This is a genomic window from Mesorhizobium sanjuanii (genome assembly GCF_002529485.1).
Taxonomy (GTDB): Bacteria; Pseudomonadota; Alphaproteobacteria; order Rhizobiales; family Rhizobiaceae; genus Mesorhizobium; species Mesorhizobium sanjuanii.
This window is the reverse complement of sequence record NZ_NWQG01000207.1, coordinates 1-13348: the sequence shown is the minus strand read 5'-3', so window position 1 is coordinate 13348 and position 13348 is coordinate 1. Positions and strand designations below refer to the sequence as shown.

The window sequence follows — 13348 nt, the reverse complement described above, 5'->3', positions numbered from 1 at the left end:
GTGCTGCGTTTGCCGCTGATGACGGTCGAGGCCTCGACCGCCGAGAAGATCGATGCGGCGATGAAGCACGCCGGCTTGATTAACTAGGGATGAGGCGCCACCTCTCCGTATCATGAATCAAGTCAGAAAAGCCGATCCCAACAACAAGACCGTTGCGGAAAACCGCAAGGCGCGGTTTTCCTATGAGGTGCTCGACACGATCGAGGCCGGCCTGGTGCTGACCGGCACCGAGGTCAAGTCGCTGCGCCAGGGCCAGGCCAACATCCAGGACAGCTATGCCTCGGTCGAAGGCGGCGAGATCTGGCTGATCAATTCCTATCTGCCGGAATATCTGCAGGCCAACCGCTTCAATCACGAGCCGCGCCGACGCCGCAAGCTGCTGCTCAACAAACGCGAGATGGCCAAGCTGTCACAGAGCGTCGACCGCGAAGGCATGACGCTGGTGCCGCTGAAAATCTATTTCAACGACCAGGGCCGCGCCAAGCTCTTGCTCGCCGTCGGCCGCGGCAAGAAGCTGCATGACAAGCGCGAAACCGAGAAGCAGCGCGACTGGTCGCGTGAGAAGGGCCGGCTTCTAAAAGAGCGTGGATAAGCTTGAAGAACCGGATCATCTTCTGGGGCGCGGCAGGCCTGGTCTTTGCCGGCCTCGTCGCTGCCGGCGGCCTCTTCTATTTCCATACGTTCTCCCCGGACCGTGACAGATTTCCGGTCAGGGGCATCGACGTTTCCCATCATCAGGGCAAGATCGACTGGCGGCGTGTCGCCGCTGACGATGTCGGCTTCGCCATCATCAAGGCGACCGAAGGCGGCGACCATGTCGACGATGCCTTCACCGCCAATCTGAACGAGGCCCGCGCCGCCGGACTTGCCGTCGGCGCCTATCATTTCTTCACTTTCTGCAGGCCGGGTGCCGATCAGGCGAGGAATTTCATCTCCATTGTGCCGCGCGATCAGCCGCTGCTGCCGCCGGTGGTGGATGTCGAATTCGGCGGCAATTGCCCGCGGCGGCCGTCGCCTGAGCAGTTGCAGGCCGAGCTCTCGGCATTTCTCGACCCGGTCGAGGCAGCGTTCGGCAAGACGGCGATCGTCTATGTGACGGACGAGGCCGCCAGGATCTATGCCGAACAGATCGCCGGCCGCCCGCACTGGCGTCGTTCGCTGGCGCTGCGGCCAAGCCACGACAACTGGATCTACTGGCAGTACCACGACAAAGGCCAAGTCGACGGCATCGTCGGCGACGTCGACCTGAATGTCCTGCAGGGCGGACCGGAGAAATTGGCCGAGCTTTTTGCCGCGACGCCTTCCGACTCTATTCCTGCAGAAACGCCGCGATCTCCTTGAACAGGTTGAGGAACATCTCTGCTGTCGAAACGCCGATTGTAGCGCGAGGGTGACTGGAATCCTGCGCTCACGCCGCGGCTTGTGACGCCTGCGGGCCGAGCATCACATTCGCATCGCCCCAGGCTTTGAGCGCTGTGATTACCGGCTCCAGGCTCCTGCCGCGCGGCGTCAGGCTGTATTCCACCTTCGGCGGCACCTCGGCATAGACTTTGCGGGCGATGAGCCTATCGGCTTCCAACTCGCGAAGCTGGTTGGTCAGCATGCGCTGCGTGCAGTTCGGAATGCGTCGGCGTATCTCGTTGAAGCGCAGCGTGCCTTCGAACAGATGGTAGAGCACGACGCCTTTCCACTTCCCGTCGATGTAGCGGAGCGTGCCCTCCACGGTGCAGCCGGGGCTGCAATCGAATCGCTCATGGCGAATGCGCGGCATGACGGTATCCTTTTCGACACTATGTGCATTATATGTGCATTCTTGCGCTTGATGCACATAATCCGCATCTCTGCCCTAGACAACGCTCAACAGCAATCGCGGAGATCAGAATGCGCGCCGTCGGCTATCAAATCCCAGCTCCCATCACCGATGAGTCGTCCCTCGTCGATATCGACTTGCCCAAACCAGAGCCGAAAGGCCGTCAACTGCTGGTCGAGGTGAAGGCGGTCTCGGTCAATCCGGTCGACACCAAGATCCGGAAAAGCGCCAAACCCGAAGCCGGAAGCTGGCGCGTGCTTGGTTGGGACGCCGCCGGCCGGGTGGTCGCCACGGGTCCGGATGCCAACCTGTTCAAGCCCGGAGACGACGTCTTCTATTCCGGTGCGCTGGCGCCGCAAGGCACCAATGCCGAGTTCCACCTCGTCGATGAGCGCCTTGTCGGCCGCAAGCCCGGCTCGCTCGACTATGCGCCAGCGGCGGCGCTGCCGCTGACGGCAATTACCGCCTTTGAGGCGCTGTTCGATCGCCTTGACGTGAAGAAGCCGGTCGTAGGCGCCGCGAATGCCATCGTGATCATCGGCGGTGCAGGCGGCGTCGGTTCAATTGCGGTCCAGCTTGCGCGACAGCTGACCGATCTGACCGTGATCGCCACCGCATCAAGGCCTGAAACGCGTGACTGGGTGCTTGGGCTTGGCGCCCATCACGTCGTCAATCATTCCAGGCCGCTCGCTGCAGAAGTCGCAGCACTCGGCACCGGCGCACCGGCCTTCGTGTTCTCGACAACCAACACAGACAAACACCTGGCCGAAATCGCCGAATTGATCGCACCGCAGGGCCGTTTCGGGTTGATCGACGATCCCCAGATGCTCGACATCAATCCGTTCAAGCGCAAGAGCGTTTCGGTCCATTGGGAACTGATGTTCACCCGCTCGCTGTTCGAGACGCAGGACATGGCCGCGCAGGGCGAGCATCTGAACGAATTGGCACGGCTTGTCGACGCCGGCACTATCCGCACCACATTGAGCGAGACGTTCGGTCGTATCAATGCCGCCAATCTGAAGCGCGCCCATGCGCTGATCGAGACCGGCAAGGCCAAGGGCAAGATCGTGCTGGAAGGCTTCTGACAGCGTTCGACTCTACGCCTGCAGAAACGCAGTGATCTCGCTGAAGACATTGACGAACATCGCTTCGGTCAAAACACCGGTATTGGTGTTGTAGCGTGAGCAGTGATAGCTGGAAAATAGCGCAATGCCGCCGATTTGGTGCTGTCCGCCATGCTTGAAGGGATGGGCGGCAACACGCCCGCCCAGCGCCCTGACCGTCGACTGGTGGGCGATCGAGCCCAGCGCCAGAACGGCGCGCAGATTGGAAAACCGCGCAATCGTCGGCACCAGGAACGTCCGGCAGGTGGCAATCTCGGCGCCGACCGGCTTGTTCTCCGGCGGCACGCAGCGCACCGCGTTGGTGATCGCCGTTTGCACAAGCTCCAGCCCGTCGTCGGGCCGCGCCTTGAATTCGCCGCGCGCCAGACCGTGCGCGATCAGCGTGCCGTAAAGCAGGTCGCCGGCATAGTCCCCGGTGAAGGGACGCCCGGTCCGGTTCGCGCCACGCAGGCCGGGCGCCAGCCCGACGATCAAAAGCTTGACCGCGTCCTCGCCCTCGGGCGGCAGGAAAGTCGGCACCGGCGCGTTGAACCAGGATGGTTCGCGGCGCCGCCATTCGGCAATGAAATCATGCAGCCGCAGGCAAAGCGAGCAATCACGGTCGGGTTCCGGGGAGGCGACCAAGGGAGTGGGGGTCGGAGCGGTCAAGGCTGCGCCGTCAAAAATCGTCCTCGTCGACTTCGGCAGGCTCAGGGCGGCGCACCGGTCTCTCGGACGGGTCGCGGCCCACATCGTTCTTCAAATTCACCAGGTCGATGAAATGGTCGGCCTGCCGGCGCAGATCGTCGGAAATCATCGGCGGCTGCGAGGCCATGGTCGAGACGATCGACACCTTGCGGCCGCGCCGCTGCAATGCCTCGACCAGCGTGCGGAAATCGCCGTCGCCGGAAAAGATGACATAGTGGTCGACGACATCGGCAAGCTCCAGCGCATCGACGGCCAGCTCGATGTCCATATTGCCCTTGATCTTGCGGCGGCCGGTCGAGTCGGTGAATTCCTTGGCCGGCTTGGTCACCACCTTGAAGCCATTATAGTCGAGCCAGTCGATCAGCGGCCGGATCGAGGAATATTCCTGATCCTCGACCAGCGCCGTGTAATAGTAGGCGCGCAGCAGGTAGCCACGCTTCTGGAAACTCGACAAAAGCTTGCGATAGTCGATGTCGAAGCCTAGCGCGCGCGACGTGGCGTAGAGATTGGCGCCGTCGATGAAAAGCGCGATTTTCTCCCGGGGATCGAACATGGAAATATCCTTTTTCGAAATAAACGGTCGTCTAAATGCGTGAGTGACTATTCGGTCGGCTCGTAATAAAGCGGCTGACCTCTCATCGTTCGAGATAACGCCAGTTTTACGGCAATCCAAGGGTGCGGTGCTGTACTGCAAGCAATTGTGATCGGACCCCGGATCGTCGCTGGCGTTCAGCGCGCTGAATCCCGGTGTCGAATCCCGGTATTGCCCGGCCCAAGGTCCGGCAGTGGCCCATATTGCCATGAAGCTTGTATTTTGGCGGCGTTCGGGTTATGGACCGCGCCTGTTTTCCATCAAATCCAGGCATGAAAGGGGCAATCCATGGCCCGCGTAACCGTTGAAGATTGCATCGACAAGGTCGACAACCGCTTCGAGCTGGTGCTGCTCGCCGGTCATCGTGCCCGTCAGATCAGCCAGGGCGCACCGATCACCGTTCCTCGCGACAACGACAAGAACCCGGTCATCGCGCTGCGCGAGATCGCTGACGAGACGCTGTCGCCCGACGACCTCAAGGAAGATCTGATCCACTCGCTGCAGAAGCATGTCGAGGTCGACGAGCCGGAAGCCGACGGCGAGGCCATCGCCGACCAGACCGGTGCCGCCGTTGCAGCAGCCGACGCAGACGACGCCGAAGACAACATCGCTTTCGACCGCATGACCGAGGAAGACCTGCTGGCCGGCATCGAAGGCCTGGTGCCGCCGGAAAAAAGCGACGATTATTGATCCTTGGCATAGCTGCCGACACTTTCGTATCGGCGGTTTCGTGGCTATCTATGACATGCGCCGCATTCCAGTGCGGCGCATGATTCATTTCAGCACCGCGAGATCCCGCCCATGATGCGTCAGTATGAGCTTGTCGAGCGCGTCCAGCGCTACAAGCCTGACGTCAACGAGGCGTTGCTCAACAAGGCCTATGTCTATGCCATGCAGAAGCATGGCCACCAGAAGCGCGCCTCCGGCGATCCCTATTTCTCGCATCCGCTCGAAGTTGCCGCCATCCTCACCGAAATGCACATGGACGAGGCGACAATCGCGGTCGCCCTGCTGCACGACACGATCGAGGATACCACGGCGACGCGGGCCGAGATCGACGAGCTGTTCGGCCCGGAAATGGGCAAGCTGGTCGAGGGCCTGACCAAGCTGAAGAAGCTCGATCTGGTCTCCAAGAAGGCCGAGCAGGCGGAAAACCTGCGCAAGCTCCTGCTGGCGATCTCGGAAGATGTCCGCGTGCTTCTGGTCAAGCTTGCCGACCGCCTGCACAATATGCGTACCCTCGACCATGTGCCGGAGGCCAAGCGCCTGCGCATCGCCGAGGAGACGATGGATATCTACGCGCCGCTGGCCGGGCGCATGGGCATGCAAGGCATGCGCGAGGAGCTGGAGGAGATCGCCTTCCGTTACATCAATCCGGAGGCCTATCGCGCTGTCACCGCCCGGCTGGCCGAGATATTCGAGCGCAACAAGGGGGTGCTGTCCGAGATCGAGAAGTCGCTGTCCACGCTCTTCGAAAAGCATGCGATCAAGGCTGGCGTGAAAAGTCGCCAGAAGAAGCCGTGGTCGGTGTTCCGCAAGATGGAAGCCAAGGCGCTGTCTTTCGAACAGCTCTCCGACATTTTTGGCTTCCGCGTCGTCGTCGAGACGGTCGAGGACTGCTATCGCGCGCTCGGCGCCATCCATACCACCTGGTCGATGGTGCCCGGCCGCTTCAAGGATTACATCTCGACGCCGAAGCAGAATGACTATCGTTCTATCCACACCACCATCGTCGGGCCGTCGCGCCAACGCGTTGAGCTGCAGATCCGCACCCATCAGATGAACAAGATCGCCGAATACGGCGTCGCCGCGCATTCGATCTACAAGGACACCGGCGGCAAGGTGAACGGCGCTGCCCATGCGATCTCGAAGGAGACCAATGCCTATGCCTGGCTGCGGCGCACCATCGAGCAGCTTGCCGAAGGCGACAATCCCGAGGATTTCCTCGAAAACACCAAGCTGGAACTGTTCCAGGACCAGGTGTTCTGCTTCACGCCCAAGGGTATGCTGATCGCGCTGCCGCGGGGCGCCACACCGATCGACTTCGCCTATGCCGTGCATACCGATGTCGGCGATACTTGCGTCGGCGCCAAGGTCAATGGCCGCATCATGCCGCTGATGACCGAACTGAAGAACGGCGACGAGGTCGAGATCATCCGCTCCAAGGCGCAGGTGCCGCCGGCGGCCTGGGAGTCGGTGGTCGTCACCGGCAAGGCACGCTCGGCGATCCGCCGCGCCACCAAGAACGCCATCCGCAAGCAGTATTCGGGTCTCGGTATCCGCATTCTCGAACGCGCCTTTGAACGGTCCGGCAAGACCTTCACCAAGGAAAGCCTGAAATCGGTGCTGCACCGGCTGGCGCGCAAGGACATCGAGGACGTGCTGGCCTCGGTCGGCCGCGGCGAGCTTGCCTCAACCGACGTCATGAAGGCGGTATTCCCGGATTTCAAGGACGAACGCGTGACGCTGGCGGCGCCCAAGCAGCGCGAGGAGGGCTGGTCGAAGATCCGCAACGCCGCCGGCATGCTGTTCCAGATCCCCGGCCGTGCTGCGCGCAAGGACAAGAGCCAGCCGCGCGACGGCGCTGTTCCCATCCGCGGCGTGCGAGGCGACCTGCCGGTGCGCTTCGCGCCGGAAGGCGCCGTGCCCGGCGACCGCATCGTCGGCATCATCCAGCCGGGAACCGGCATCACCATCTACCCGATTCAGTCGCCGGCACTGCAGGCTTTCGACGACCAGCCCGAGCGCTGGATCGATGTGCGCTGGGACATAGACGAGCGCACCAAGGAGCGGTTTCCCGCGCGCGTCTCGGTCACCGCCATCAATGCGCCGGGTTCGCTGGCCGACATCGCCCAGGTCGTTGCCTCGAATGACGCCAACATCCATACCTTGTCGATGGTGCGCACGGCGCCTGATTTCACCGAAATGCTGATCGATCTCGAAGTCTGGGATTTGAAGCACCTGAACCGGCTGCTGTCGCAGCTCAAGGACAATTCGAGCGTCAGCGACGCAAGACGCGTCAATGGGTGAATAGTGAATAGTGAAAGATGGCGCTCTCACCTCCACGACCATTCACCATTCGCCATTCGCCATGGACATGGAGCGAACAATGAACACCGATGAAGTGCTGGGCATTTTCCGCGAGGCCGGCGCCGTTCTCGAAGGGCATTTCATCCTGACGTCGGGTTTGCGAAGCCCGGTCTTCCTGCAGAAAGCCCGCGTCTTCATGCATGCCGACAAGACCGAGCGCCTGTGCAAGGCGCTGGCCGAAAAGATCCGCGCCGCTGTGCCAGGTCCGATCGACTATGTCGTCGGTCCGGCGATCGGCGGGCTGATCCCGGCCTATGAGACCTCGCGCCATCTTGGCGCGCCGGCGATTTGGGTCGAGCGGGAAGGGGGCGAGTTCAGGCTGCGCCGCTTCGAGATCGCAAAGGGATCGCGCGTCGTCATCGTCGAGGACATCGTCACCACCGGCCTGTCGATCCGCGAGACCATCGACTGCCTGCGTGCACTCGGCGCCGAGGTTGTTGCCGCCGCCTGCATCATCGACCGCTCGGCCGGCAAGACCGATGTCGGCGTGCCGCTGATCGCGCTCGCCGAATATGAGGTTCCAGCCTATCCGGCTGACAGGTTGCCGCCCGAACTCGCCGCCATACCGGCCGTCAAGCCCGGCAGCCGCAACATCTGATGCCGCCATGCACGAAAACAAGCACTTGAGCACGCCACTTGAATCTCTTCGGCCGCGGTGCGCACTGACCGTGGCATCGTCGTGATCGCCGGGATCGACCATTTCGTGCTGACGGTTTGTTCGGTGGACGACACCTGTGACTTCTACCAGCGTGTGCTTGGCATGAAGCGGCACGACGAGCCGAACCGGCCGACGGCGCTGCTGTTTGGATCGCAAAAGATCAATCTGCACGAGGCCGGGCGCACCTTCGAGCCGAAGGCCAAGGCGCCGACGCCAGGCTCCGGCGATTTCTGCCTGGTAGCCGACCGGCCGCTTGGCGAAGTCTGCGACCGCCTCGCGGCCAACAGCGTTGCCATCGAAGTCGGGCCGGTCGAGCGAATCGGTGCCCGTGGTCCGATGATGTCTGTCTATTTCCGTGACCCGGACGGCAACCTCGTCGAGGTCAGCGAGTATGGACTATAGATCGCCGCGGATTGTCTGCTGATTTTCCACGGCGCCTGCGTCTCCTCAAATCCGCCGCGATTGTACTATCCTCGAAGCGGCGAAACGCCGGTGCAGGCGCCACCGCACGCAGCTTTGGTTGTTCGGCGGCCGGTGTATCGCTATATCAAAGTCGTTGTTGCCTTTCGATGACCGCAAAACGCAAGATGTGGACGTCGAGCCCTTGGCCCGCGATGGTCGAGCGTAGTGAACCGGGAACTGGAACAGAGTGCTTTTTCGACGCCGCAAGCCTGATGGTGTTCTCGAGCGCGTGCGTACCTATCTGTGGCCGCGCCGCTCGTTCTCGCGCTCGCTGCGGTATTTTTCCAAGCGCATCCTGCGGCTGAAGGCCACTCCGCATGCCGTGGCGGCGGGCGTCGCGGCGGGCGTGTTCGCCTCGTTCTTTCCGCTCGGCTTTCATTTCATCATCGCCTTTGCCGTGTCCTGGGTCATTGCCGGCAATCTGGTGGCGGCAGCACTCGGTACCGCGCTTGGCAATCCGCTGACCTTCCCGCTGTTGTGGGGCGCGTCCTGGGAGACCGGCAAGCTGATCTTGCACGAGCACCTGCCGGCGCGTGGGCCGCCCGCGCATCTCGGCGACATGCTGCACAGTCTTTCCTTTTCGCAATTGTGGGGACCGATACTGAAGCCGATGACGATCGGCGCGGTGCCGCTTGGCCTGATCTTCGGGCTCTTGTTCTACGGCATCACGCGCTGGGGCATGGCCACCTTCCGCGAGCAGCGGCGCAAACGCCTGGCTGAAAGAGCCGGTCGGGCCGGGCGGGAAGTTCCCGCGGAATGATCATCGGCATCGGCAGCGACCTGATCGACATCAGACGCATCGAAAAATCGCTGGACCGTCATGGCCAGCGCTTCATCCAGCGCATTTATACCGAAGTCGAGCAGGCCCGCTCCGAAAGCCGCGGCGCCCGCGTCGCCTCCTACGCCAAGCGCTTCGCCGCCAAGGAGGCTTGCGCCAAGGCGCTGGGCAGCGGCATCGCGCAAGGCGTGTTCTGGCGCGACATGGGCGTCGTCAATCTGGCCAGCGGCAAACCGACCATGGCGCTGACCGGCGGCGCTGCGGAAAGGCTGGCCAAAATCCTGCCTGCCGGGCACAGAGCGGCAATCCACCTCACCATCACGGACGAATTTCCGCTTGCTCAAGCCTTTGTGATCATCGAGGCGTTGCCCGTCGAATAAGCGCCACATTGATTGCATCTGACCACTGGCATGACGTTGCCCAGCGCGCGCCGAGACTCTATACCAACCAACGCACAATCGAGGACGACATGAGCGTGGCTGAAAAATCCCAGAAGAAATCCGGCGGACTTGGCGAAACCGTCAGCGTCATCGTCCAGGCGCTTTTGCTCGCGCTTGTCATCCGCACGCTCCTGTTCCAGCCGTTCTCGATCCCCTCCGGCTCGATGCGGCCGACCTTGCTCGAGGGCGACTATCTCTTCGTCACCAAATGGTCCTATGGCTTCTCGCGCTATTCGCTGCCATTCGGGCCTGATATCTTTTCGGGCCGCATCTGGGGCGCCGAGCCGAAGCGCGGCGACGTGGTGGTGTTCAAGTTCCCGCCGGATCCTTCCGTCGACTACATCAAGCGCGTCGTCGGCCTGCCGGGCGACAAGATCCAGGTCAAGGACGGCCAGCTCTTCATCAATGGCGTCGGCGTGCCGCGCCAGAAGGTCGGCCAGATCGACAATCGCGACATCACCGAGGAGAGCAGACCGGTCGACGTCTATCGCGAAACCCTGCCGAACGGCGTCAGCTATGACACGCTCGACCTGACGCCGAATTCGATCGGCGACAACACCCGTGTATTCGACGTGCCGCCCGGTCACTATTTCATGATGGGCGACAACCGCGACAACTCCGCGGACAGCCGCTTCACTGTCGGTTTCGTGCCGGACGAGAATTTGGTCGGCCGCGCCAATATCATCTTCTTCTCGATCGCCGGCGGCTTCAGCCCGCTCGAAATCTGGAAGTGGCCGTCGCAGATGCGGGCGTCCCGCCTGTTCCACTTCGTCAACTGATGGCTTTGAAACGCCCGACCGGCGAGACATTGGCTGGTGTTGTCGAGGCCAGGACAGGGCATGCATTCAGGGACATGCGGCTGCTCGAGACTGCGCTGACCCATTCCAGCGCGGTCAAGGCGGTCAGGAACAACGAGCGCCTCGAGTTTCTCGGCGATCGGGTGCTTGGCCTCATCGTCGCAGATATGCTTTTCCAGCAGTTTCCCGATGCTCCTGAAGGAGAAATCGCGCCGCGCTTCAATGCGCTGGTCGATTCGCGCACATGCTCCGACATCGGCATTGAAATGGAGCTGGAAGATCTGGTTCGCGCCGACGCTGCCTTGAAGTCGCGATCGCGAGGCTCCGGCGGCAATTACCTCGCCGATGCGGTCGAAGCCCTGATTGCGGCGATTTACGTCGATGGCGGCATCGACGCTGCCCGACGTTTCGTCATGCGTTACTGGGAGCCTCGCTCCAGCATGGTGGTCGTCAAGCCACCCAATCCCAAATCCGAATTGCAGGAATGGGTTGCCAAGACCAGCGATGCCCGTCCTGAATACGTGATCCAAAACCGCGAAGGGCCGGACCACCAGCCCGTTTTCACGGTTTCGGTACGGGTTGACGGTTTTGCGCCGTCAAGTGGCACAGGCGGGTCGCGCAGGGCTGCCGAAGAGGCGGCGGCCTCGGCATTTCTGCTTCGCGAAGGCGTCTGGTCTAACCAAGGGGTGCGGCATGACCGCCACTGAAGATCCCGCCCCGCCTGTGGAAGCCGCCGCGACCCGCTCGGGTTTCGTCGCGCTGATCGGCGCGCCCAATGCCGGAAAATCGACGCTGGTCAATCAACTGGTCGGCGCCAAGGTGTCGATCGTCACCCACAAGGTGCAGACCACCCGCGCGATCGTGCGCGGCATCGCCACGCATGAGAATGCGCAAATCGTTTTTGTCGACACGCCCGGCATCTTCAAGCCGAAGCGGCGGCTGGACACGGCGATGGTGACCACAGCCTGGGGCGGCGCCAAGGATGCCGATGTCGTGCTGCTGCTGATCGACGCCGAACGCGGCATCAGGGGCGATGCCGAGGCCATCCTCGAACGGCTGAAGGATGTCCGCCAGCCGATGGTGCTGATCCTCAACAAGGTCGACCGGGTCAGACCCGAAGCGCTGCTGGCCCTGTCCGCGGCAGCGAATGAAAAAGTGCCCTTCAAGCGCACTTTCATGGTTTCGGCGCTGACCGGCTCCGGCTGCAAGGATTTGCTCGACTATCTCGCACAAGCCCTGCCGGCCGGCCCCTGGTATTATCCGGAGGACCAGATCTCCGACCTGCCGATGCGCCAGCTCGCCGCCGAGATCACCCGCGAGAAGCTGTATCTCAGGCTGCACCAGGAACTGCCCTATTCCTCGCATGTCGAAACCGAGAAATGGGAAGAGAAGAAGGACGGCTCGGTGCGCATCGAACAGGTCATCTATGTCGAGCGCGACAGCCAGAAAAAGATCGTGCTCGGCCACAAGGGCGAGACCATCCGCTCCATAGGCCAGGCGGCGCGCATGGAGATAGCAGGCATCCTCGAACAGAAGGTGCACCTGTTCCTGTTCGTCAAGGTACGCGAGAACTGGGGCGATGACCCCGAGCGCTATCGCGAGATGGGGCTGGAGTTTCCGCATTAGAGCAATTCCAGGAAAAGTGTGAAACGGTTTTCCGTCCGGAATTGCGTCAAAACAAAGAGATAGAGCGGTTCCGCGAAAGGACGAACCGCTCGAGAGTTCCATGGACGGCAGACTGAATATCGATACAGCTCTCGTCAGCCGATTGGTCGCCACGCAATTTCCGCAGTGGAAGCACCTTGCGGTCAGGCCGGTTGCATCCGGCGGCTGGGACAACAGGACCTTTCATCTCGGCGACGAGATGCTCGTGCGCCTGCCGAGCGCTGCCGCCTATTCCCTGCAAGTCGGAAAAGAGCATCGCTGGTTGCCAAGACTGGCGCCGCTGCTGCCCCTGCCGATCCCGGTGCCGCTGGCGATGGGGGCTCCGGCCGAGAACTATCGCTGGCATTGGTCAATCTATCGCTGGATCGACGGCGAGACGGCAACGCGAAAGCGGATCGCCAGCCTGTCGCAATTCGCGGCCAGCCTGACCGAGTTCCTGGTCGCCCTGCAACGGATCGATCCTACTGATGGGCCGCCACCTGGGCAGCACAACTTTTTTCGCGGCGGACCGCTCAGCGTCTATGACAGCGAAACCCGGCAGGCCATTGCCGCCCTCGACGGCAAGATCGACACGGAGGCTGCGAGCGCGGTGTGGGAGGCAGCCCTTGCCGCGACGTGGCATGGCGCTCCCGTCTGGTTCCATGGCGACGTCAGTTGGGGAAACCTGCTGGTCAGGCACGGCCGGCTGAGCGCCGTGATCGACTTCGGCACGTCGGGCGTCGGTGATCCCTCATGCGATCTGGCGATTGCGTGGACGCTGTTCGAAGGCAAGAGCCGGGAGACCTTTCGCGCCGGTCTTCCAGCCGATGACGCAATGTGGGCGCGTGGCCGCGGCTGGACGCTGTGGAAGGCGCTGATCACGCTCGCCGGACACATAGACGTCAATCCGGTCGAAATTGAAAAGTCGCGGCATGTGATCGATGAAGTGCTCGCCGACCACAAGCTCACGGCATGATGACAGCGAAAAACAGGCTTCGCGATCGCAGCCGAAGTCGCGTGGGGGAGATCGGATGCCGCTTCGGCTTTCGCCAACCACCAACGCTGGAATGAGGAGGGGCAGCGCAAACTGAAGCGATTGCCCGCACCGTGGGTAGGTTCAACTTGACAGGTGACGGCAGTTATGCTAGGAATTTATTCATGGTGCTGATTTGTGCCACCGGTCGCCGTCGAGGCGGTTTTTGTTTCAGGTTTCACCATTCGTCGGCGTGGCTGTCCGCAGGCTCTTTGTTAAACTGAGTTCGGAGC

General features: G+C 62.1%; 16 protein-coding genes. 13 read left to right on the top strand and 3 right to left on the bottom strand.

Annotation, left to right across the window (positions count from 1 at the left end):
- Positions 1 to 112 precede the first annotated feature (112 nt).
- On the top strand, positions 113 to 592 hold the full coding sequence (smpB, locus tag CN311_RS26515; RefSeq protein ID WP_006202221.1) for an SsrA-binding protein SmpB: 480 nt from the start codon (positions 113 to 115) through the stop codon (positions 590 to 592).
- A 2-nt stretch (positions 593 to 594) separates the two neighbouring features.
- Positions 595 to 1341 carry a glycoside hydrolase family 25 protein gene (locus CN311_RS26510; protein ID WP_097576613.1) on the top strand — a complete coding sequence of 249 codons (747 nt, stop codon included), beginning with the start codon at positions 595 to 597 and terminating at the stop codon, positions 1339 to 1341.
- A gap of 67 nt (positions 1342 to 1408) precedes the next feature.
- Here the strand turns inward: CN311_RS26510 and CN311_RS26505 are convergent, their stop codons facing one another.
- The gene (locus CN311_RS26505; RefSeq protein ID WP_107652009.1) at positions 1409 to 1771 is read right to left on the bottom strand and encodes a winged helix-turn-helix transcriptional regulator; all 363 of its coding nucleotides are present in this window, start codon (positions 1769 to 1771) and stop codon (positions 1409 to 1411) included.
- Positions 1772 to 1881: 110 nt separating this feature from the next.
- On the opposite strand from CN311_RS26505, the gene CN311_RS26500 reads away from it, so the two are divergent.
- Positions 1882 to 2895 carry a zinc-binding alcohol dehydrogenase family protein gene (locus CN311_RS26500; RefSeq protein ID WP_097576611.1) on the top strand — a complete coding sequence of 338 codons (1014 nt, stop codon included), beginning with the start codon at positions 1882 to 1884 and terminating at the stop codon, positions 2893 to 2895.
- Positions 2896 to 2907: 12 nt separating this feature from the next.
- Here CN311_RS26500 and CN311_RS26495 read toward each other — a convergent pair whose 3' ends face one another.
- Together CN311_RS26495 and CN311_RS26490 are read right to left on the bottom strand one after the other, a co-directional pair.
- Positions 2908 to 3582: a uracil-DNA glycosylase gene (locus tag CN311_RS26495; RefSeq protein WP_245440959.1), complete on the bottom strand. Its 675-nt coding sequence runs from the start codon at positions 3580 to 3582 to the stop codon at positions 2908 to 2910.
- Positions 3583 to 3592: 10 nt separating this feature from the next.
- A complete protein-coding gene (locus CN311_RS26490) occupies positions 3593 to 4174 on the bottom strand; it encodes a LabA-like NYN domain-containing protein (RefSeq protein WP_097576609.1) in 582 nt (193 codons plus the stop codon).
- Positions 4175 to 4501: 327 nt separating this feature from the next.
- Here CN311_RS26490 and rpoZ point away from each other — a divergent pair, with 327 nt between their 5' ends.
- The 10 genes from rpoZ (at position 4502) to CN311_RS26440 (ending at position 13058) form a co-directional block, all read left to right on the top strand.
- Positions 4502 to 4903, top strand: coding sequence for a DNA-directed RNA polymerase subunit omega (gene rpoZ, locus CN311_RS26485; protein WP_097576608.1), 402 nt, complete (start codon positions 4502 to 4504; stop codon positions 4901 to 4903).
- Positions 4904 to 5014: 111 nt separating this feature from the next.
- Positions 5015 to 7243 carry a RelA/SpoT family protein gene (locus CN311_RS26480; protein ID WP_097576607.1) on the top strand — a complete coding sequence of 743 codons (2229 nt, stop codon included), beginning with the start codon at positions 5015 to 5017 and terminating at the stop codon, positions 7241 to 7243.
- A gap of 79 nt (positions 7244 to 7322) precedes the next feature.
- Complete coding sequence (gene pyrE / locus CN311_RS26475) at positions 7323 to 7901, top strand: orotate phosphoribosyltransferase (protein ID WP_097576606.1); 579 nt, start codon at positions 7323 to 7325, stop codon at positions 7899 to 7901.
- An 81-nt stretch (positions 7902 to 7982) separates the two neighbouring features.
- On the top strand, positions 7983 to 8363 hold the full coding sequence (locus tag CN311_RS26470) for a VOC family protein (RefSeq protein WP_097576614.1): 381 nt from the start codon (positions 7983 to 7985) through the stop codon (positions 8361 to 8363).
- 247 nt (positions 8364 to 8610) lie between these two features.
- The gene (locus CN311_RS26465; RefSeq protein ID WP_097576605.1) at positions 8611 to 9183 is read left to right on the top strand and encodes a DUF2062 domain-containing protein; all 573 of its coding nucleotides are present in this window, start codon (positions 8611 to 8613) and stop codon (positions 9181 to 9183) included.
- Positions 9180 to 9581 (top strand): holo-ACP synthase, encoded by a 402-nt coding sequence (gene acpS / locus CN311_RS26460; protein WP_097576604.1) that lies wholly within the window; start codon positions 9180 to 9182, stop codon positions 9579 to 9581. The genes CN311_RS26465 and acpS overlap by 4 nt, the downstream gene beginning before the upstream one ends.
- 89 nt (positions 9582 to 9670) lie before the next feature.
- Positions 9671 to 10420 (top strand): signal peptidase I, encoded by a 750-nt coding sequence (gene lepB / locus CN311_RS26455; protein WP_097576603.1) that lies wholly within the window; start codon positions 9671 to 9673, stop codon positions 10418 to 10420.
- Positions 10420 to 11145 (top strand): ribonuclease III, encoded by a 726-nt coding sequence (gene rnc / locus CN311_RS26450; protein WP_097576602.1) that lies wholly within the window; start codon positions 10420 to 10422, stop codon positions 11143 to 11145. Before lepB ends, rnc begins: the two co-directional genes overlap by 1 nt.
- Entirely contained in the window at positions 11132 to 12064 is a 933-nt protein-coding gene (gene era, locus CN311_RS26445; RefSeq protein ID WP_097576601.1) for a GTPase Era, read from the top strand. Before rnc ends, era begins: the two co-directional genes overlap by 14 nt.
- Positions 12065 to 12164: 100 nt before the next feature.
- A complete protein-coding gene (locus CN311_RS26440; protein ID WP_097576600.1) occupies positions 12165 to 13058 on the top strand; it encodes an aminoglycoside phosphotransferase family protein in 894 nt (297 codons plus the stop codon).
- The last annotated feature ends 290 nt before the right edge of the window (positions 13059 to 13348 follow it).